Source organism: Nocardia australiensis, from assembly GCF_020733705.1.
Lineage (GTDB): Bacteria > Actinomycetota > Actinomycetes > Mycobacteriales > Mycobacteriaceae > Nocardia > Nocardia australiensis.
The window spans coordinates 2,079,959-2,100,407 of record NZ_JAJFZM010000001.1; the positions used below are offsets into that span (position 1 = coordinate 2,079,959).

Sequence of the window (20,449 nt, forward strand, 5' to 3'; positions counted from 1 at the left end):
GGCATTTTGGTTCCGTCGGCGGCTGGTCATGAGTGGCTCACCCGTCGAGGATGTGCGGCATACCGGCGCGATATCGGTCCGCGTCGAGTCGTTTGGCCGGCTCGAAGACCGGCAGGCTGACCAAGGGAAATACCTCGGCGCGGGCAGCGGGATCGTCTGCGGTGGTCGTCAGGTCGATATTGCTGCGCACGTGGTCGCCGCCGAAGAAGAGGTTGGGGATCGCGCACCTGGCATCGGGCTGATGATCATAGGAACCGACCGTGTTGACCAATAGTTGTGTCTCATTGCGGATTTCGCCGCCGGACCAGGTGATTCCGGGATCGATATGCCAGGAGTGGATGTCCTCGTCGCGCAACCACCCTGGGTGGATTGGGTGAGGAAGAACTGGATGCCGGTCATCCAGTCGGTGACCAGTTCGCCCATGCCAGTCAAATGTGGGTCGGCGTCGATGATTTCGTCGCTCAGCAACGGGACGGTCTTGTCGACCGGCATCGCGCAGATGTACCTGTCCGCAGTGACGGTGGTGGCCGAGCCGCTCTCGATGGTCGAACGTGCCATCACCGTCACGTTCGCCACCGATTCCGGAGCCCCCGACGACGCCATGGCCGACGCGCTCGGCCGCGCGATCTGGCTGGTGGTGTACGGCGCCGCGCCGCGCGGTTGACTCGCGGCGTACTAGGACTGTGCCGCAGGCGCTTTCGAATCTCCGCGCAGTGTGGCGATCGTATCGATCCGCGCGATCGCATCGGCGATGATGCGGTCGATCAGCTCTTGACAGGTCGGCAGATCCTCGATGATGCCGGTGACCTGTCCCGCGGCAAGCACGCCCGCGTGGGTATTGCCCTCGACGAGCCCCGCGCGCAACAGCATCGGGGTATTGGCGGCCATCACAACCTGAGACCAGCTGAGGTCCTTGGCCTTTCGCATGGCGAGCCCATCGCGGACCATGGTCGACCACTTCATGCCGGTCATGCCCTTGAACTTCGCCGCATTCGACACTGCTGCGGCCAGACCGCGCCAGCTGCCCGAATGTTCCAGGCGTGCAACCAGTTCGGTATTGAGCACGCGATGTGGCATGCCGTCGACCTTGAGGGAGACCACGGTGTCCTGCAACTGCCTGGCCAGGTACTCCTGTTTGACCGCATCCGGCACTGTGCTCTCCTGCGTCAGCAGGAAGCGGGTGCCCATCGCGATGCCCGCCGCACCGTAGGCCAGTGCGGCGGCCAGGCCGCGACCATCGAAGAAGCCACCTGCCGCGACGACGGGGATGTCGACCGCGTCCAGCACCGAGGGCAGCAATAGCGTGGTCGCCACCGGGCCGGTGTGACCACCGCCCTCGCCGCCCTGCACGATCACCGCGTCCGCGCCCCATTTGGCGACCTTCACGGCGTGCTTCGCCGCGCCGATCGACGGAATCACCACGACCCCGGCATCTTTCAGCTTGGCGATGAGGTCCGGTTTGGGAGCGAGCGCGAACGACGCGACGGCGACCTTCTCGCGGATCAGCAGGTCGATGCGTTCACCGGCGTCGGAGGCGTCCGCGCGAATATTCACGCCGAACGGCTTGCTGGTCTGTGCCTTGGTCTTCGCGACGGCTGCCTCCAGCTCCGCGAAGGTCATGGTGGCCGAGGCGAGAATGCCGAGGCCGCCCGCCTCCGCGGTGGCCGAGACCAGGCTCGGACCGGCCACCCAACCCATACCGGTCTGTACGATCGGATGCTCGATGCCGACCAGTTCGGTCAGCGGCGTCCGCAGCGAACTCATGACGGTACCTCGGACTCGCGAACCTTCTTGGGATCAAGCACTTCCCGAATGAGTCGCAGCTGCTCGGCGGTGGGCAACGCGGTCTCGTCCACCGCGCCGAGGTCGGCGATCTCGAAGGAGGTGTTCTCGGCGACCTCGGCGGCGGAGACCCCCGGGTGCAGGCTGCGGGCCCGCATCGTGTGGCCGGGGCCCTCGAAATCGAAGACGCCGAGGTTGGTGACCACCCGGTGCAGGTGGTGGAAGCGGAAGGCCGGGTTGGCGGGATCGACCTTGTCGTAGCCGACACCGGAGACGATGTCGACATTGTCGACGAAGACCCGCTTCGTATGCCGCGAAACCCAGTAGCTGGTCGCATGATTGATCGTATTGCCCGGTGCGCCGCGCACCCCGAACATCTGCCTGGTCGGCTGTCGCAGCGCGCCGAATGCCGACAGGTTCTGATTGCCGAATCGGTCGATCTGATTGGCGCCCATCACCACATGGCGGCGGCCCGAGGCCACCACATCGAATACCCGGCGGAACGGAATCCAGCCCTCGGTCGGCGCCTTGCCGCCGAGCCGGGGGGTTTCGGCGAACAAAAGCGCCTCACCGTCGGAGAGCAACAGGTCCGGCTCGGTGGTGAGCTTGGCCAGGCGCGCCCCGATGATCGACATCGGCGACATCGGGCTGGCCATGATTTCGCCTGCGCCGCTGAAGATTTCGGCGCACGCGGCGGCACAGATCTCGGCGCGGGTAATGGTCTCGGTGCTGGTCACTTCGACACCTCCTTGGTGAACCTCTGCACGGCGGCCTGGTACTCGTCCTCGGAAACGGCCAGATATGTGTCGACGAACTGTTGCCAAGACTCTGGCGTCTTCGCCGATTCCACATAATGGCGCTGGAACTTCTCGTCACGGCCGTAGCTGTCACCGGCGAGGGTGAAGTGCGCGCCGCCCGGCGCCTCGACTACGCCGTCGACCATCATGCGGTTGAGCAGCAGTGATTGCAGTGGAACGGTTTTCACCAGCTCCTCGGTATCGACAACCCGCTCCACCGAGAGGTAACGGCGCTCCGCGGCCAAGCAGTAGAGGTCATCGAAATACGGGTCGACGCCGGTGTAGGCCGCGTTGCCGTGCTTGTCGCCGAGGTTCAAGTGCACGAGCGCCGCATCGAGTTTCAGCGCGGGCATCGCGACCAGTGTCTCGGTCCTACCGTCGGCATCCGCGTATGGCGAGGCGACGGTAAGCAATTCGCCGTCCCAGAAGTTGACGACATCGGAGCCGAGCCCAGCGCGAATCGGCAGGAACGGTAGCCGCGCCGCCGCCGCCTCGAGGCCGCATTTGAGCATGCCCTCGTCCATTTCCCTGGCCGCCAGCGCACCCGAGGTGCGCGCCTTGGAGAACCACGGATCATAGAACGGCGGCGAATCCAGCGATACGAAGCCGTAATACGCCTTGCGGACCTTGCCCGCCGAGCAGAGCAGCCCGAGATCGGGTCCGCCGTAGCTCACCACGGTCAGGTCAGTGATGTCCGAGCGCAGGATGGCTCGTACCAATGCCATCGGCTTGCGCCGTGAACCCCAGCCGCCGATGCCGATTGTCATTCCGCTGCGCAGTTCGCCGACGACCTCGTCGAGCGACATTCGCTTGTCTCGCATGGCTTTCTGTCCTCCTACTCGCCGGCCTTGCGGGCCGCGAGGTCGTCGTCGAACCTGGCCCTGATCTCGTCCGCGACACCGGCGAGGTTCAGCTCGAACGTGAAGCCCTGCTCGTAGCGGTAGCTGCGGTGCACGTCCTGCACATCGATGCCGTTGAGTGCTCGCTTCGCGGCGCGGATCACCCGACCGTCCTTGGTCGCGATGTTCTTCGCGACTTCCATTGCGGCGGCGTCGAGTTCGGCGCGCGGTACCACCTGGTATACCGAGCCGAAGTGCTGCAACTGCTGCGCGGTAATGGTGCTCGCGGTGTAGAACAGCGCGCGCATGAGATGTTGGGGCACCAGTCGCGACAGGTGGGTGGCGGCGCCGAGCGCGCCACGGTCGACTTCGGGCAGGCCGAAGGTGGCGTCGTCGGAGGCGATCACCACATCCGCATTGCCGACCAGGCCGATTCCGCCGCCGAGGCAGAAACCCTGCACCGCCGCGATCACCGGCACGGGGCAGTCGTAGACCGCCGCGAACGCGTCGAAGCAGCCGTGATTCGCGTCGATCAATGCCTGATGTCCCGGCGTCCGCTGCATCTCCTTGATGTCGACGCCCGCATTGAATCCGCGGTTCTCCGCGCGCAGGACCACTACCTTGGTCTCCGGGTCGCGCCCGGCCGCGCGGAGTTCGTCCGCGATGGTGAACCACCCGTCGGACGGTATGGCGTTGACCGGCGGGTAGTCGACCGTGACCACGGCGATCCCGGTTGATTCGGAGTGACGGTTGATCCCCATCGCATGTCCCATCGTGAGTGCTTATTGACCTGGGCGCATTGGCAAAGCAAGCAGTTGCTTGGTAGGTTAGCACGGTGGCACTCGAAATCGATCTCGCCGGCAGCGTTGTCCTGGTCACCGGAGGCGTGCGCGGAGTGGGCGCCGGGGTGAGCAAGGCGTTCCTCGAGGCGGGAGCGACCGTGCTGGCCTGCGCGCGACGACCGGCTGACGACCTGGTGCGCGGCGACGGGCGGGAAATCGAATACCTGGCCTGCGACGTGCGCGATCCCGCGGCGGTGCGGGGGATGGTCGAATCCATCATCGAGCGGCACGGTCGCCTCGATCACCTGATCAACAATGCTGGGGGCGCGCCGTTCGCCCTGGCCGCCGACGCGAGCCGCAATTTCCACACGAAGATCGTAGAGTTGAATCTCCTTGCACCGCTGCTGGTTTCGCAGGCCGCGAATGCGGTGATGCAACAGCAGTCCGGCGGTGGTTCGATTGTGATGGTCTCCAGCGTCAGCGGTCACCGACCCTCGCCGGGCACCGCCGCCTACGGTGCCGCGAAGGCGGGCGTCGATAGTCTCACCGCCAGCCTCGCGGTCGAATGGGCGCCAAGGGTTCGGATCAACTCGCTCGTTGTCGGACCCGTCGAGACCGAACAGAGCCAACTGCACTACGGGGATCAAGACGGCGTCGACGCGGTGGGGGAGACGATTCCACTCGGGCGGATGGCCCGGCCCGAGGACATCGGCCGCTGCGCTGTCTTCCTCGCCTCACCGCTTGCCTCCTACGTCAGCGGCGCGACGCTGCTCGTCCATGGCGGCGGGGAGCGACCCGCGTTCCTCGCCGCATCTAACGCAGCCGCATCCAACGTGGCGGCGTCCAGCACGAATACCGGCGCCTGAATACCGATATCCAGCCACCCGAGAACGAAGAGGACAACAGGTATGGACACCGAGCAGATCTGCGCCGGGCGCACCGTCATCGTCACCGGCGCGGGCCGTGGCATCGGCCGTGCGCACGCGCTTGCCTTCGCCGCAGCGGGCGCCCGTGTAGTGGTCAACGATCTCGGTTCGGCGCTCGACGGCGCGGAAACCATTGAGACGCCCGCTCAGCAGGTGGTCGCGGAGATCACCGCGCTCGGTGGTGAGGCCGTGGCCAACGGTGACGACATCGCCGACTGGGAAGGTGCGCGCAGCCTGATCCAGCAGGCCGTCGATACCTTCGGCCGTCTCGACGTACTCGTCAACAACGCGGGCTTCGTGCGCGACCGGATGTTGGTCAATCTCGGTGAGGACGAATGGGACGCGGTGATCCGCGTGCACCTCAAGGGCCACTTCGCGACCATGCGGCACGCGGCCGAATATTGGCGCGGCGAGTCCAAGGCCGGTCGCACCGTGGATGCCCGCATCATCAACACCAGCTCCGGCGCGGGCCTGCAGGGCAGCGTCGGCCAGGGCAACTATGGCGCGGCCAAAGCGGGTATCGCGGGTCTCACACTGACCGCATCCGCCGAGTTCGCCCGTTACGGCATCACCGTCAACGCCATTGCCCCCGCCGCCCGCACCCGGATGACCGAAACCGTCTTCGCCGACACCATGGCCGCACCGCAGGACGGCTTCGACGCGATGGCGCCGGAAAACGTCTCCCCACTGGTCGTGTGGCTCGGCAGCGCGCAGTCGGCCGGAGTCACCGGCCGGATGTTCGAGGTCGAGGGCGGCAAGGTCGCCCTCGCCGAAGGCTGGCGACACGGCACCGCCGTCGACCGCGGCGCCCGCTGGAACCCAGCCGAACTAGGCCCCGTAGTAGCCGACCTGATCGCCAAAGCAACACCACCAGAGCCCGTATACGGCGCCTGATCGAATCGCCACCCTCCGGGTGCCGCGCGCCCAATACCGCCGCCCCCACTCGCCACGACACCAGCGCCAATCTGTGTGCAGATGTGGGCGGTGCCGCATGAGTCCGCTTGCGTGCTTACGCGGTGCGACAACAGTTTTCGAGCGTAGCGAGTGCGGGCCCTCGGCTGCCGAAGCGCAGCGTCTATCTGTGTGCAGAAGTGGGCGGTGCCGCCCGGGCCCACATGCGCACCCACTAGGCGCGACACCAGTTTTCGAGCGTAGCGAGATCGAGCACTAGAGTTCGCGGCCGGCTCGCGTCCGAGGGGCAAATACGATGCGACGAAGGAGCAAGTATTTGCCCCTCGGACGTGAGCCAAAGGGGGCCGCGAACACGCCGCGCCAGCGGCCAATAAACACAGCAAACCTCACTGGACTACCCAAACCCCAAGTCCCGCACGCCCCCCACCCACTCACCACAACACCAGATTCCGAACGAGATCAACCACTAGAGCTCGCAGCCATAGTGCCCACGGACACGCCCCGTCAGCAGCCAAAACCCAAAACCCAGAACCCAATGCCGTTGTAGACCTGACTCCCTACCCCTACCGTCCACGCCGACACTGGCATCAAACCAAACATATGGCCCGCCATCGCTGACATGATCGCCGAGGTGTTGTCGCCGAATCCAGTGTGAACCAGTCGGTTCGGCGCCAGTCGCGCCGACGGGTTTGCGGACTTGTCGCACGAGGTTAGCTGCGGCGTGCGGGTCGACCTCTATGCGGAGTTTGGCTGGGGTTTACTATGGGCAATCGTTATCAAAGTCCCCGGCCTGTGTTAACGCCGGGCAAGAGTTCTGCGCTGTATCGGATGAGGGGATGGCTGGCGCATGGCCGTTGGTCGCACGACACGTGCAGTCGCAGTTGCTGTGGCTGTTGCCGGCTTTGCGCTGTTCGGGGGCGTCGCAGCCCAGGCTCAGCCCGATTCGCCGGGCTCATCCGGCGGGTCCGGCCGCGACGACGGCTCCGGGAACTCGCCGTGGCAGCCGCTGAATATTCCCGGCCAGCAGGTTCCTGTCGACTTGCCGATTGAACCGTCCGACGCCGCGTCCGATGTCGCGCTGGTGCCTGGTTCCGCCGCGGCTGGCTCGGCTGGGGCTGGCTCGGCGGCGGCTGGCTCGGCTGGGGCTGGCTCGGCGGCGGCTGGCTCGGCTGGGGCTGGCTCGGCGGCGGCTGGCTCGGCAGCCACCACGGGAATTCTCGGCGCGCTGCTCGGATCGGGTTCGGCCGGACTCGGTGGCGTACTCGGTACCGGCTCGGCGGCTGTCGGTTCGGCTGCGGCCGGTACCGGTTCGGCGGCGCTCGGCACCGGTTCCGCTGCTGTTGAAACCGGTTCCGCCGCAGTCGGTTCCGCTGCAGTCGGTACGGGCTCGGCGCTGGCGGGTACGGGTTCCGCAGTCGGCACGACCGGTTCGGCCGCCGTCGGAACCGGTTCTGCCGCAGTGGGTTCGGCGGGTGTCGGTTCGGCCGGTGTCGGTTCGGCCGCGACCGGTTCTGCCGCAGTCGGTTCCGCCGCAGTGGGTTCGGCGGCCGTTGGTTCGGCGAGCCCGTTGCTACTGCTGTTGATTCCGCTTCCCACTCCACCCGCCCCGGCCGTGCCGCCCGTCCCGATGGTGATTCCGTCCGCACCGGAGGCGCCGCAGATTGCCCCGATTCCGGTGCTCGCGCCGCCCGCACCCGGAGCGGTTCCGGCCGACGCGCCGACTCCGCCGCCGCCTGCGTCGGCCGCGCCGGCCGCTCCGACCGCTGCCAAGCCGAACCCGGACATCCGGCCGACGAGCGCGAACGACGGACTGCCCGAACCGAAATTGTTGTCGGTAGTCGGTGGCCTCGTCGCTATGGCACTGCTCGGAACCGGTTCTGGCGCAGTAAGTTTCCAGAGTGCGTCGGCCGCGCAGGCTCGCGTCGACGCGGCACGCGCCCAGTTTTTCGGACCGCGGGCATAGGGGACAGAAATGAGTGAGAGCAGGACGCAGAGTAGTTCCCGGTCCTACCGCCGGGTGGCCGCAGCGGTCGATGCCGTATGCGCGGTCGCCGCGGATTCCGACGCGACCACCCTTGACGAGGTCGTCGCATCGATCGCCTCCGAACGCGACCGGCAGATCGAGATCGCCAGCGCCGATTTGGGGCCTGGCGTTTGTGGGCAGCGCAGGTTCTATCCCGATCGCGACGTGATCGTGCTGGCCAACGCACTGCCCAGCCGCGATCACACACTCGCCCATGAGCTGGGTCATATCGTGTTCGATCACGAAGGTGCGCCCGCGCCTGAGGTGACGCTGGAGGCCAGCGACGATTTGATCGCCTACATGCTCAGCCAGCGGGCACATCAGCAGATCATGGATGACGGCGCGGATGAACTCGCCGAATGGGAGGCGGAGACCTTCGCCGCCATGCTGATGACCCGGCTGCGCGTATTCAACAGCCGGGGCGCAGGCGTCTCGGTCCTTCGATTCGATGAGGCTCTCGGATGACCCTGTGGTTGACGGCCATACTGGTCTGGATGGCTGCTGGTGGGCGAGTCGGCCGCGTGCTTGTGAAGCCCGCGACGACCGCCCGAGTGGCCATCGTTGTCGCGGTGGCAGCCGTCGCACTTGGCGCGACTGTCGCCGTTCCCGAGATCGCATTGGCGATCGACAACTTACTTCCGCGCGGGCTGCACAACGCCCTGCTGTCGCAGGGCGTACTGGTGTCGGCCTGGATCCTTTTCGTGACGGCCACCTCCGTGGTCGCCTCCGCCGCCTGGCCGGTGGTGTCGCGCCAGAACCTGCGCCAGGTCGCGATGGTTATCTACACCATCGGATTGGTGGCGATCGCGATCAACCTCGCCTGGTCGACCACCTTCGGCTGGCTGATCGTCACGCTCGGCAGCGTCTTCATTGTCATTACCGGGCTGCGCAATCTTGACTGGACGACCCTGGGTCGCGGCATCGCGATCTACACCGCGGGTACGGCTTTTGTTGCGGTGCTTGCGATTCTGGAGATCCGCCGGGCATTCATCGACGCGCCGCGCACGGCGGCGGGTCAACCGGCGTGGGCGTGGCCGGCGTGGGAGATCGCCAGCCTGCTGATCGCGTTCGGCGCGGTGTGGATCGTGGTCGAGCTTTGGGTGAAGGCGCATCTGCTGCTGCGCCAGATCCGGCCGCTGCACCGCACCATGATCGGCCGCTTCCCCGAGGTGGTCGCACACGAGCAGACCAGTTCCTCCACGCAGCTCAAGGCATCCGATCAGGTCGCGCAGATCATGGACGCGCTGTATCTGCAGTCCGGCGGTGGCGTCGAATTGATTGCCGCCGGAGCACCCCCGGCGTCCCCGTTCGAACGTGCCGATCGAGTCGCGGAGTGGGCACGTAACCCTTTGGGCGACATAGTGATCGATGCGCGGTGGATCGCTCCACCGGCGGGAATCAGCCCGCGCGGGTGGGTTCAGACCATCGCCCGCGCCTTCGATGCGACTACTGCAGTGCCCGTACGTAATTGAGCGGGTGTACCCGCTCAGTGTCCGTTCGACTGTTAAGCGAAGACCCGCAACGCAATACGGTGCGGCCCGAGGGCCGCACCGTATTGCGTTGCAGGAGAACCTATTCGGTGCCGTCCGGAGGAACTTCAGGTAAGCCTTCGCTTGCCCGCAATTTCTCCGCCATGGACGTGAGGAGGTTCTGGGATTCTTCGGACAGATCGAAAGCCCTACTCGACAGCCGCCTGAGTCCATAGCCCTGAAGCTGGGCGAGTAACTCGAGATCGTGATCGATCTTTGCGGCGTAGATGTCGTTGAAGAAGTAGTCCGGCTTGACCTTGAAGAACTTGGCCAGTGCAGCCACCGTTTCGTCCGACGGATTGGTCCGCTGCCCCGACCGCAACTGGGAGAGGTACGGTTTGGAGATCGGATGCCCGGAGGCCGTCAGCGCCGCCGCAACCTCCGCGTTGGTGTGCGGCTTGCGCCCCGGGGGATGCACGGTTTCGAACAGCTTGTTCAGCCGCGCCGCGAAATCAGCCATTGTGAGCCGCCCAATTCCCTTCGCTGTACTAACAGTCGTTATCTCGGATACGTATCATTGATATTAGCGGCTCAGTAACTGAAAACCTACGCCTGATTCAGGATTTCCTTGAAGCTTCTAGGTGCCGCTCCGGGGAAGTGACTGCGACCGTTGCGTTTGCGGGTCACCCCAACGCCTCTTGCGAAGGGGGGCTGTAACCCGGTTCTGGCCCGTCGCAGCGATCTTCCTCGACTTCTCCATGGTAGCCGAAAGATAGCTGACGTCTCATCTAGTTGCCCGTGCAGATCTTCATGTGGTGTACGACACGTTTTCCCAGTCCTGAGATGAATGTTCAACCAACCATGGGGAATTGGTCGACGCTGCTAGAGGCGTTCAATGATAGTTCCTGTCGCGAGTGCGCCACCGGCACACATGAGCACCATTGCGGTGCTTCCGTCAGTTCGCTCGAGTTCATGCAAAGCCGTTGTGATGAGCCGAGATCCAGTGGAACCCACCGGGTGTCCGAGTGCGATCGCACCGCCATTGACATTTACCCGGTCTACGTCTGGATTGTGTACAGAAGCCCATGAGAGTGCGACGGATGCGAAAGCCTCATTGATCTCGAATAGATCGATGTCGCCGATATTCATACCCGAGCGTTCCAGTAGGCGGCTGCATGCCTGCACGGGTCCGTCGAGATGGAACTCGGGCTCGGCGCCGACAAGTGCCTGCGTGACAATTCGGGCGCGCGGGCGCAATCCCGCTCGCTGCGCGGCCTTTTCGTCCATCAGTAGCACCGCGGCCGCGCCGTCGGAAATCTGCGACGAGGTTCCCGCGGTGTGGATCCCGCCCTCCAGTACCGGCTTCAGCTTGGCGAGGCTATCCAGGTTGGTCTCTCGCAGGCCCTGATCCTTGGTGACCTCGAGCTTCTCGCCGGTGAGGTTGCCCTCCTTGTCCACGGCGGGTGCGGTCACCGAAAGCACTTCGCGATCGAAACGTCCCTCGGCCCACGCCTGCGCGGCCCGCTGCTGTGAGCGCACGCCGAATGCGTCCACGTCGGCACGAGTAATGCCGCGCCGCTTGGCAATTCGCTCGGCCGCCTCGAACTGATTGGGTAGATCGATGCTCCAGGAGGCGGGCCTGCGCGGCCCGGCATTCGTTCCGACGTTGGCACCCAACGGAACTCGGCTCATGGCCTCCACGCCGCAGGCCATGCCGATATCGATGGCGTCGGTCGCGATGAGCCCGGCGATCAGATGATTGGCCTGCTGGGCGGAGCCGCATTGGGCGTCGATGGTGGTCGCGCCGGACTGCCACGGCAGCCCGGCATGCAGCCACGCGACGCGGGTGATGTTGTTGGACTGCTCGCCGGCCTGGGTGACGCAGCCGCCGATGACCTGCTCAACGAGGGCGGGGTCCAGGTGTGCCTTTTCGAGCAGGCCGCGCTGGGTAAGGCCGAGTAGCTCTGCGGCATGCAGGCCCGATAGCCAGCCCCCGCGCTTGCCGATCGGGGTGCGAGCGGCCTCTACGATGACGGGTGTGCCCATGTCCAACCTTTCGTTAGGGGACAGAAAACTGCAACGTGTATCCACGATAGGCACAGGGGGATCTGTCCTGGTTCTTTCCTCATTATCCCGCCTGTGCTTCAATGATTGTAGAACGTGTTGCAGTTTATCGAAGGAGGCATTTGGTGGTAGCCCCTCGGAATGCCCAGCCACTAGCGACTGCTCGCAGGTCGCTCGAAACGACACCGAATCTGCCGGAAGGGTTCGATGTCACGGACCCGGACGTCTACGCAGAGCGGATTCCCGTCGAGGAGTACGCCGAACTTCGACACAGCGCGCCGATTTGGTGGAATCCACAGCCAACAGAGGTCGGTGGTTTTCACGACGATGGCTTCTGGGTCATCAGCAAGCACGCGGATGTCAAGGAGATCTCCCGGCGTAGCGATGTGTTCTCGACCTTCGAGAACACCGCGATCCCGCGCTTCAATGACGACATCCAGCGTGAGCAGATCGAATTGCAGCGGCTGGTGCTACTGAACATGGACGCACCTGAGCACACCAAGCTGCGCAAGATCATTTCCCGTGGCTTCACTCCGCGCGCCATCAACGGCTTGCGGGCCGAATTGTCCAATCGCGCCCGCGAGATCGTGGAAGCCGCCGCCGAGTCCGGGTCGGGCGACTTCGTCACCCAGGTCGCATGCGAACTGCCGCTGCAGGCGATCGCCGAGCTGATCGGCGTTCCCCAGGAGGACCGGATGAAGGTCTTCGCCTGGTCCAACGAGATGACCGGATACGACGATCCGGATATCGACGTCGACCCGGTGGCTTCCTCAGCCGAGATCCTCGGGTACGCCTACCAGATGGCCGCGGCGCGCAAGGAATGCCCGGCCGACGACATCGTCACCACTCTGGTCGAGGCGGATGTCGACGGCGATCAGCTGACACCTGAAGAGTTCGGCTTCTTCGTGATCCTGCTCGCCGTCGCGGGCAACGAAACCACTCGCAACGCGATTACCCACGGCATGATGGCCTTCCTGGACCACCCCGATCAATGGGAGCTGTTCAAGAAGGAGCGCCCGGCCACCGCGGTCGACGAGATCATCCGCTGGGCCACCCCGGTCACCTCCTTCCAGCGCACCGCGCTGGAGGACACCGAACTGGGCGGCGTGCAGATCAAGAAGGGGCAGCGGCTGGTGATGCTGTACCGGTCGGCGAACTTCGATGAGGACGTCTTCGAGGACCCGGAGAAGTTCGACATCATGCGCGCCGATAACCAGCATTTGTCATTCGGCGGCACCGGTGCGCACTTCTGTGTCGGCGCGAATCTGGCGCGGCTGGAGGTCGAACTGATCTTCAATGCGATCGCCGATCATCTGCCCGATATCACCAAGATCGGCGTTCCGAAGCGGCTGCGTTCCGGTTGGCTCAACGGCATCAAGGAATTCCCGGTCGACTACAAGACCTCGGGTTGCCCGGTGGCGCACTGAGTCACCTGAAGACCGATACGCGAAAAATGGCCCTCGATCCGGTAGTCCACAACCGGTTCGAGGGCCATTTTCGCGTACCGAGGGATGATACGCGAGCTGATGGTCAGTCGCTGCGTTTGGCGGTGGCCATAGCGCGGTCGACCTCCCAAAATGCGCGTAGGGCAGCGATTTTCCCCGAATCGTCGACCCTGTAGGTGAATACGCCGTCAGCGTCGATCTGGTGGCCGCCCAGCTTACTGCGGATGGTCCCGGTAAAGGCAACCTCGTTGCCGCAGGCGAACGAGTCGTTGAACAGGAACTCGATCGAATCGGTCTGCGCGATCGCCTTGTCCCAGAATGCGGCAATGGCGTCGCCGCCGCGATGTCCCTTGCCCTCGGGGTCGAAACCCGAGGGGCCGATGGGATCTTCGACAATGCCGTCTGCCGCGAACAATGCTACCCAGGCTTGTTTGTCCCTGGCGCGTACGGCGGCCTGGGACGCGAGTCCGGCTGTCCTGGCTGGATGTTCGCCTGTGCTCATCGGTGCTCCCGTGCGACGATCGGCTGCTCGATATAGGCCGCGGCGAAGCGGCGTAGCGATTCCTGTTTGGCGGCGAGGTCGCCGTCGAAGCCGATGCCGTCGGCCAGGAATGGGACGACGATGGTGTCGGTGACCCCGGCGTCGGCCAGATCCTGGTATCCGGAGCGACCGAACCGGTCGACGCACACCGCCTGGATCTCGAATGGGTCTGTCGCACGGCCGAATTCGGCACGCAACGCATCCAGCTTGCCGATGGTGCGGCACAGTTCTTCGTAGGTCATCATGGCCGAAGTCCAGCCGTCGCCGACCCGCGCCGCGCGCCGCAGCGCGGGCTCGGTGTGCCCACCGATGTAGAACGGCACCGGTCGGCTGGGGGCGGGGCTGACCTGTAGCGGGTCGAAATCGAAGAATTCGCCATGGAATTCGACCATTCCGCCACTGAGGACCAGTTTGATGACCTCGATCATCTCGTCGACGCGGGCGCCCCGTCGCGCGTAGGGCACCCCGCACCACTCGAATTCCTCTGGTGCCCAACCGATTCCGACCCCGAAACCGAACCGGTTGCCGGACAGGTTGGCGACTGAGCCGACCTGCCTGGCCAGCAGCAGTGGATTGCGCGAACCCAGCTTCAGCACGTTGGTGTAGAAGTGGATCCGGCTGGTCACCGCCGCCATCGCGGTCGCGCCGATGAGTGGATCGACCCAGGGGGTTTCCGGCCCCCAGAAACGGCTGCCATCGGCGGTGTAAGGGTATTTCGCCGCCGCTGATTTCATGTAGAACAGTGAGTCGGGCAATGCGATCGAGGTGAACCCGCATTCCTCCGCGGTCTTGGCCAACTCGGGCAGCTGCTCGAGCGGGCTCAGCGCAACCCCGAGGGTGAACTTCATCGGCTTCGTATTCATCGACGCTCCGACCCGACCACCCACATCGAGAAGTACTGTGACCCACCGCCATACGCGTGACCGAGCGCCTTCTTGGCATTCTCGACCTGATAGGCGCCCGCCCGGCCCATGACCTGCTTGGCCGCTTCGGCGAACCGAATGAGCCCGGAGGCGCCGATCGGATTCGAGGAGAGCACGCCGCCGGATGGGTTGATCGGGAGGGCGCCGCCGATCTCCGTTTCGCCCTTGTCGGTGAGCTTCCAGCCGTCACCCGGCGCGACGAAACCGAGGTTCTCCAGCCACATCGGCTCGAACCAGGAGAATGGCACATAGATTTCGGCGACATCGATCTCGGCGAGCGGGTCGGTGATACCCGCGGCCTTCCACAATGCGGCGGCCGCGTCCTGGCCGGCCTGGGGGTTGACCTGGTCGCGCCCGGCGAAGGTGGTGGGCTCGGTACGCATCGCGGTGCCGTGCACCCAGGCGACCTTCTTACCCGCTGCCTCGGCCGCCGTGGCCGTTTCTTCGTCGCCGATCACAACCGCGCACGCGCCATCCGAGGAAGGGCATGTTTCGTCGAATCGAATGGGATCCCAAAGCATTTGGGATCCGAGCACCTTCTCCAGTGTGATGTCGGGTTGGTGCAGGTGTGCGAGCGGATTCTTGGCGCCGTTGCGGCGGTCCTTCACCGCGACCATCGCGCCGATATGACTCGGCGCGTTGGATCGGCGGATGTAGGAACGGACATGCGGTGCGAAATAGCCGCCCGCACCCGCGCCGACCGGCATGGTGAACGGCACCGGAATCGACAACGCCCACATGGCGTTCGATTCCGACTGCTTCTCCCACGCGATCGCCAGCACCCGCTTGTGCACACCCGCCTGCACCAGATTGGTTGCGACGATGCCGGTCGAGCCGCCGACCGATCCGGCGGTATGGACCCGCAGCAGCGGTTTTCCGGTGGCGCCCAACGCATCCGCGAGATACAGCTCGGGCATCATGACGCCCTCGAACAGGTCTGGTGCCTTGCCGACGACGACGGCGTCGATATCGGCGATGGTGAGACCCGAATCCTCGAGCGCGCGATCGATTGCCTCACGGCACATGCCCGCCATGGACACGTCGGTCCGTTTCGTCACGTGATGGGTTTGTCCGGTGCCGAGCACCGCGGCAGGAAAACTCACGACTGTGCCTCCAAAACGGTCACAAGGTTCTGCTGCAGCACGGGGCCGCTGGTGGCATGGGCGAGTGCTCTATTGGCAGTGCCCGCCATGATGGCCTCGGCCGCGAAGCCGATTCGTTCCAGGCCGGCGGCGAACATCGGGTTGGCCGCCAACGCGCCGCCCGATTGGTTCACCAAAGTGGCGGACTTCAGCCCGATCGCCTCGGCGAGGATGAGCTGTTGATGGCTGAACGGGGCGTGCAATTCGGCAATATCGATGCCGCTGGTGTCGCCGCCGGTAACCGCCTGCGCCGCCGCCGAAGTCGACGGTGAGACGGTGAGATCGCGGGCACCCAGCTGGGGAGTGTCCACGCGATGGGCCATGCCCGTGATCCACGCGGGACGCTCGCAGAGTTCGCGAGCACGGTCGCCGACCGCGAGCACGATGGCCGCCGCCCCGTCGGTGATCGGAGCGCAGTCGTGCGCGCGCAACGGATCGGCGACATACGGTGTGCCGAGCAGGCTTTCGATGTCGCCATCCTCACCCGCGGCCACCGCCGCCATATCGCGTTCGGTCCAGCGTCCCGCATCGAGCCCGGCCCGCGCCTGCAGGCCGGCGATCGAGAGCGAGTCCGGCCACAGCGGAGCGACCAAATAGGGGTCGAGCTGCATAGTGAGGATCTGACGCAGCGTGCCGGCCGAGGACTTGCCGAAGCCGTACACCAGTGCGGTCGTCGCCTGACCCGAACGTAGCTTCACGAATGCCTCGTAAAGCGCCCACGCGGCGTCCATCTCCACATGGGATTCATTGATCGGCGGTACCGCGCCGATGGCATCGATGGCGGAGATGAATGAAAAGGCCCGGCCGGCAAGGTAATCCGAGGATCCGGAGCACCAGAAGTCGATATCGGACTTGGTGATGCCGAGCTGGGCGTAGAGCCGCTGGAAAATTGGCACCAGCATCTCGACACCATTGGTAGTGCCGAAGGTTTCCGGCACATGCGGTGCGTGGGCGAAACCCACGACCGCGATATCGGTGGAATTGTCGGTCACGTGGGCCTCTCTAGAGGTGATGCTTGTAGGTGTCGTACTCGGCGTCCGGTTCGCCGGAGGGACGGAAGTGGTCCACGTTCTCCAGCCCGTAGCCCCACTCCTCGCGCGGTTTCCACACCGCCTCCACCCGCATGCCCATCCGCACTTCACTTGCGTCGCAACCGAGGACGAGGTGCAGCACCGGAATATCGGCACCGTCCAGCAGGACGTAGGCCGCGACATACGGCGGCTTGATGCGCTGCCCGAGGTAGGGCACGTTGACGATGCAGTACGTGGTGACGGTGCCACGGTCGGGCAGTTCGACGACCTCGTCGGTCGGCCTGCCGTCGGTCGGGTTGGCGCCACGCGGGGGGAAGTACACCTTGCCCGCGGCGTCGGTGCGCCCGCCGAGCAGTTTGCCCTCGGCGAGTCCACGCAGATAGACGCTCTCCTGCGGGGAAGCGGTGTGCTTGTAGCTTAGGTCGACCGGGGTGGTGATCACCGTGACAGGATCGGCGGCAGCATCGAATTGTGGTGTCGCGGTGGAGCTTTCGCCCGGCTCGAAGCAGGCGATGTCCTTGATGCTGCCTTCGGTCGCGGCGCCCCAGCGCACGGCCACTCGCATGCCGGTCCGAATCTTCTCAGGCGAGGCGACATCGACTGCGTGCAGCAGCGTGGTATCGGCGCCGTCGAGCCGGATCAGCGCCCAGGCGAAGGGGCGGTCGAACGGCTGGCCGGGCAGTGGATCATGGACCCAGGTCCACGATTCGACGGTGCCGGTGTCGGCGACATCGACGAAATCGGTCAGCGGTGCGGAGGTGATCGGATCGAATTCCGGCGGCGGCACCAGCACCCGCCCGTCCGAGCCGCGCACACCGACGACTTTGCGGCCGCGTAGGGCGGTCAGGAAGGTTCCGATCGTCGGTCCGACGGATCGGGTGTAGTCGAATCGCACCCGAAGGGGCGCGCTGAGTACATCGGGCACGGTGTGGCTACCCGTCGCCGGGTCACCGTCGGTCATCGAGTCGCTATGCGACGTTGTGTTCAATTCCGACCCTCTCTAATCCGCGATTGTGCCGGATGCAGTATTCCCACCCGCCGCCCGACCGCCACTCCCCATGGAGTCGCTCAGCGGCGCAGTATTTTCATCAGCGACAATATCGAGTAGAACAGGTTCTTATTCTGCTGGCAAGCAGTTGCCGGGAAGGGGTCGATCATGAAGTTCGGTTTGCAACTCGGGTACTGGGGCGCGGCGCCGCCGGAAAATGCGGGCGAGTTGGTTCTCGCCGCCGAAGAGGCCGGTTTCGACGCGGTGTTCGCGGCCGAATCCTGGGGTTCGGATGCCTTCGGCCCACTGGCCTGGTGGGGTTCGCGGACCGAACGCGTCCGGCTGGGGACCTCGGTGGTGCAGTTGTCGGCGCGCACGCCGTCGGCGACCGCGATGCACGCGCTGACGCTGGACCATCTCAGCGGTGGCCGGATGATTCTCGGGCTAGGTGTGTCCGGGCCGCAGGTGGTGGAGGGCTGGTACGGGCAGCCGTTCGCCAAGCCGTTGCAGCGCACCAGGGAGTACGTCGGCATCATTCGCCGAGTGCTCGAGCGGCAAGGGCCCGTTACCAGCGAGGGGCCGCACTATCGGCTGCCCTACGACGGGCCGGGGTCGACCGGACTCGGCAAGCCGCTCAAGCCGATCGTGCATCCACTACGTGCGGATTTGCCGATCTGGCTGGGCGCGGAAGGGCCGAAGAATGTCGCGCTGACCGCCGAGATCGCCGACGGCTGGCTCGCGATCTACTACGCGCCACGGCTGGCGAACATGTACAACGACTGGCTCGACGAGGGCTTCGCCAGGGCCGGTGCGCGGCGCTCGCGCGAGGATTTCGAGATTGCCGCGAGCTGTCAGGTGGTGCTCACCGACGATCCCGCGAGCGAGATCGAGCGGATGCGCTGGATCACGTCGCTCTACATCGGCGGCATGGGTGCGCCGGAATTGAATTTTCACGCGCAGGTGTACCGGCGGATGGGTTACCAGCGCGAGGTCGACGAGATCGGCAGGCTGTTCATGGCGGGTAAGAAGGCCGAGGCCGCCGCTGTGGTGCCGGACGAGATGATTTTGGATACCGCCATCATTGGTAATGAGGAGCATGTTCGCAAGCAATTGCGGGTGTGGGACGCGGCCGGGGTGACCATGATGTTGGTGTCGGTGCGCGATCCCGAGCAACTGCATCGGCTCGCACCCCTTGTCGATATGTAGAACACGTTCTAGATTCAAAGACGTGACGACGCAGGAGTCAGTAGAAATTCTCGGTCTGTGGAACATCGCGAACGCCGAACCCGATCGGATCGCTCTTGTCGACCCATCGGGCCGGGAGGTGACCTATCGCGAATTGGCCACGCTATCCAATCGATACGGCACCGGGCTGCGAGCGCTGGGCCTACAGCCCGGCGACGTGCTGGTCAGCATGGTGCATAACTGCGTCGAGGCGGTCGCCGCGTACTTCGCTGCCTACCAGGCCGGTCTGTACATCGTCGCGGTGAACTGGCACCTGACCGGCCCCGAAGTCGCCTACATCCTGACCGACAGTGAAGCGAAGGCGTTCATCGCAAGTGATCGCTTCGCAGCCGCCGCGACCATCGCCGCGGACGAGGCCGAACTGCCTGCCGTGGCACGTTTCTCGGTGGGCGAGATCGAGGGCTTCAAATCGGTGGCCTGGCTCAGCGCCGCCGACACCGGAAGGCCCGATAACCGCACCACCGGTGCGCCGATGCTCTACACCTCCGGAACCACCGGGCGCCCCAAGGGGGTTCGCCGCCCGCTCACCGGCGCCGATCCGGATGTCGTTCCGCCGCACTCGACCGCCTTCTTCGGATTGTTCGAGCTGGCGCCCTATGACAACCATGTGCACATCTGCGGCTCGCCGCTGTATCACACGGCGGTGCTGAACTGGGCGACCATCTCGATTCAGTTGGGGCACAAGGCTGTTCTGATGGATCGCTGGGACGCCGAAGACATGCTGCGGCTCATCGAAAAGCATCGGGTGACCCAAAGTCATATGGTGCCGACCCAATTCCATCGGCTGCTCGCCCTGCCCGAGCAGGTGCGCGCCAAATACGACGTGTCCTCGCTGCGCAGCATGGTGCACGGCGCCGCGCCGTGTCCGCAGGAGACCAAACGGCAGATGCTGGAGTGGTGGGGCCCGACGGTCACCGAGTACTACGCGGCTACCGAGGGCGGCGGCACCGTGATCAATGGAACCGACTGGCTGCGCAAGCCAGGCTCGGTCGGTAAGGCATGGCCGTGGTCGGTGATCAAAGTGCTCAGCGAGGAGGACGGCAGCGAGCTGCCCGCCGGTGAGCCCGGGCTGGTCTATATGCGAATGGGCGCTTCGAGTTTCGAGTACCACCACGACAAGGAGAAGACCGAAGACGCCAGGGTCGGTGACCTGTTCACGGTCGGTGATATCGGGCACCTCGATGAGGACGGGTACCTCTATCTGCACGACCGCCGCTCGGACCTGATTCTGTCCGGTGGCGTGAACATCTACCCGGCCGAAATCGAGAGCGTGCTGATTACCCATCCGAAGGTCGCCGACGTGGCGGTATTCGGTCTGCCGCACGCGGATTGGGGACAGGAGGTGAAGGCGGTCGTGCAGCCCGCGGACGGGTTCGAAGGCAGCGAGGAACTCACCGCCGAGCTACTCGCCTTCGCCGCAACACAATTGGCGAAATACAAGATGCCGCGGTCGGTCGACTACCTCGACGAGCTGCCACGCGACCCGAACGGGAAGCTCTACAAGCGCAAGCTCAAAGACAGCTATTTGGCTACGTCCTGA

Annotated in this window: 21 protein-coding genes; 9 read left to right on the forward strand and 12 right to left on the reverse strand. The window is 65.0% G+C overall.

From position 1 onward, the window contains the following. Window positions 1–37: 37 nt before the first annotated feature. A complete protein-coding gene (locus tag LKE06_RS09445) occupies window positions 38–355 on the reverse strand; it encodes a hypothetical protein (protein WP_308188333.1) in 318 nt (105 codons plus the stop codon). A 93-nt stretch (window positions 356–448) separates the two neighbouring features. Between LKE06_RS09445 and LKE06_RS09450 the strand changes: the two genes are divergently transcribed. Continuing rightward, window positions 449–664: a hypothetical protein gene (locus tag LKE06_RS09450; protein ID WP_227999448.1), complete on the forward strand. Its 216-nt coding sequence runs from the start codon at window positions 449–451 to the stop codon at window positions 662–664. 11 nt (window positions 665–675) lie between these two features. Here the strand turns inward: LKE06_RS09450 and LKE06_RS09455 are convergent, their stop codons facing one another. From LKE06_RS09455 to LKE06_RS09470, 4 genes are read right to left on the reverse strand one after another with little or no spacing between them, the layout of a single operon-like run. Beyond that, window positions 676–1,764: an NAD(P)H-dependent flavin oxidoreductase gene (locus LKE06_RS09455; RefSeq protein ID WP_227998225.1), complete on the reverse strand. Its 1,089-nt coding sequence runs from the start codon at window positions 1,762–1,764 to the stop codon at window positions 676–678. Further along, window positions 1,761–2,519, reverse strand: coding sequence for a CoA-transferase subunit beta (locus LKE06_RS09460; protein ID WP_227998226.1), 759 nt, complete (start codon window positions 2,517–2,519; stop codon window positions 1,761–1,763). The genes LKE06_RS09455 and LKE06_RS09460 overlap by 4 nt, the downstream gene beginning before the upstream one ends. Beyond that, entirely contained in the window at window positions 2,516–3,400 is an 885-nt protein-coding gene (locus tag LKE06_RS09465) for a CoA transferase subunit A (RefSeq protein WP_227998227.1), read from the reverse strand. The genes LKE06_RS09460 and LKE06_RS09465 overlap by 4 nt, the downstream gene beginning before the upstream one ends. A gap of 14 nt (window positions 3,401–3,414) precedes the next feature. Continuing rightward, window positions 3,415–4,179: an enoyl-CoA hydratase family protein gene (locus LKE06_RS09470; RefSeq protein WP_227998228.1), complete on the reverse strand. Its 765-nt coding sequence runs from the start codon at window positions 4,177–4,179 to the stop codon at window positions 3,415–3,417. Between the two features lie 74 nt (window positions 4,180–4,253). Between LKE06_RS09470 and LKE06_RS09475 the strand changes: the two genes are divergently transcribed. From LKE06_RS09475 to LKE06_RS09495, 5 genes are all read left to right on the forward strand, one after another. After that, window positions 4,254–5,066, forward strand: a complete 813-nt coding sequence (locus LKE06_RS09475) for an SDR family oxidoreductase (RefSeq protein WP_227998229.1) — start codon at window positions 4,254–4,256, stop codon at window positions 5,064–5,066. 42 nt (window positions 5,067–5,108) lie between these two features. After that, a complete protein-coding gene (locus LKE06_RS09480; RefSeq protein ID WP_227998230.1) occupies window positions 5,109–6,020 on the forward strand; it encodes an SDR family oxidoreductase in 912 nt (303 codons plus the stop codon). A 904-nt stretch (window positions 6,021–6,924) separates the two neighbouring features. Next, window positions 6,925–8,001, forward strand: coding sequence for a hypothetical protein (locus LKE06_RS09485; RefSeq protein WP_227999449.1), 1,077 nt, complete (start codon window positions 6,925–6,927; stop codon window positions 7,999–8,001). Window positions 8,002–8,010: 9 nt separating this feature from the next. Further along, entirely contained in the window at window positions 8,011–8,526 is a 516-nt protein-coding gene (locus tag LKE06_RS09490) for an ImmA/IrrE family metallo-endopeptidase (protein ID WP_227998231.1), read from the forward strand. 29 nt (window positions 8,527–8,555) lie between these two features. Continuing rightward, window positions 8,556–9,533 carry a hypothetical protein gene (locus LKE06_RS09495; protein ID WP_227998232.1) on the forward strand — a complete coding sequence of 326 codons (978 nt, stop codon included), beginning with the start codon at window positions 8,556–8,558 and terminating at the stop codon, window positions 9,531–9,533. A gap of 100 nt (window positions 9,534–9,633) precedes the next feature. Here the strand turns inward: LKE06_RS09495 and LKE06_RS09500 are convergent, their stop codons facing one another. Together LKE06_RS09500 and LKE06_RS09505 are read right to left on the reverse strand one after the other, a co-directional pair. After that, the gene (locus tag LKE06_RS09500; protein WP_033244044.1) at window positions 9,634–10,050 is read right to left on the reverse strand and encodes a helix-turn-helix domain-containing protein; all 417 of its coding nucleotides are present in this window, start codon (window positions 10,048–10,050) and stop codon (window positions 9,634–9,636) included. Window positions 10,051–10,412: 362 nt separating this feature from the next. Further along, window positions 10,413–11,576, reverse strand: a complete 1,164-nt coding sequence (locus LKE06_RS09505) for a steroid 3-ketoacyl-CoA thiolase (RefSeq protein WP_227998233.1) — start codon at window positions 11,574–11,576, stop codon at window positions 10,413–10,415. 143 nt (window positions 11,577–11,719) lie between these two features. On the opposite strand from LKE06_RS09505, the gene LKE06_RS09510 reads away from it, so the two are divergent. Continuing rightward, window positions 11,720–13,021, forward strand: coding sequence for a cytochrome P450 (locus LKE06_RS09510; protein ID WP_227998234.1), 1,302 nt, complete (start codon window positions 11,720–11,722; stop codon window positions 13,019–13,021). 103 nt (window positions 13,022–13,124) lie between these two features. Here LKE06_RS09510 and LKE06_RS09515 read toward each other — a convergent pair whose 3' ends face one another. The 5 genes from LKE06_RS09515 to LKE06_RS09535 are packed head-to-tail and all read right to left on the reverse strand — an operon-like array spanning window position 13,125 to window position 17,637. Beyond that, window positions 13,125–13,541, reverse strand: a complete 417-nt coding sequence (locus LKE06_RS09515; RefSeq protein WP_227998235.1) for a nuclear transport factor 2 family protein — start codon at window positions 13,539–13,541, stop codon at window positions 13,125–13,127. Further along, the gene (locus LKE06_RS09520) at window positions 13,538–14,428 is read right to left on the reverse strand and encodes a TIGR03619 family F420-dependent LLM class oxidoreductase (protein ID WP_227999375.1); all 891 of its coding nucleotides are present in this window, start codon (window positions 14,426–14,428) and stop codon (window positions 13,538–13,540) included. Before LKE06_RS09520 ends, LKE06_RS09515 begins: the two co-directional genes overlap by 4 nt. Window positions 14,429–14,439: 11 nt before the next feature. Next, a complete protein-coding gene (locus LKE06_RS09525) occupies window positions 14,440–15,606 on the reverse strand; it encodes a thiolase family protein (RefSeq protein WP_227998236.1) in 1,167 nt (388 codons plus the stop codon). After that, a complete protein-coding gene (locus LKE06_RS09530; RefSeq protein WP_227998237.1) occupies window positions 15,603–16,637 on the reverse strand; it encodes a thiolase family protein in 1,035 nt (344 codons plus the stop codon). Before LKE06_RS09530 ends, LKE06_RS09525 begins: the two co-directional genes overlap by 4 nt. Window positions 16,638–16,647: 10 nt before the next feature. Beyond that, window positions 16,648–17,637, reverse strand: coding sequence for a Zn-ribbon domain-containing OB-fold protein (locus LKE06_RS09535; protein WP_227998238.1), 990 nt, complete (start codon window positions 17,635–17,637; stop codon window positions 16,648–16,650). A 195-nt stretch (window positions 17,638–17,832) separates the two neighbouring features. On the opposite strand from LKE06_RS09535, the gene LKE06_RS09540 reads away from it, so the two are divergent. Continuing rightward, a complete protein-coding gene (locus tag LKE06_RS09540; RefSeq protein ID WP_227998239.1) occupies window positions 17,833–18,870 on the forward strand; it encodes an LLM class F420-dependent oxidoreductase in 1,038 nt (345 codons plus the stop codon). A gap of 22 nt (window positions 18,871–18,892) precedes the next feature. Beyond that, window positions 18,893–20,449, forward strand: a complete 1,557-nt coding sequence (locus LKE06_RS09545) for an acyl-CoA synthetase (RefSeq protein WP_227998240.1) — start codon at window positions 18,893–18,895, stop codon at window positions 20,447–20,449.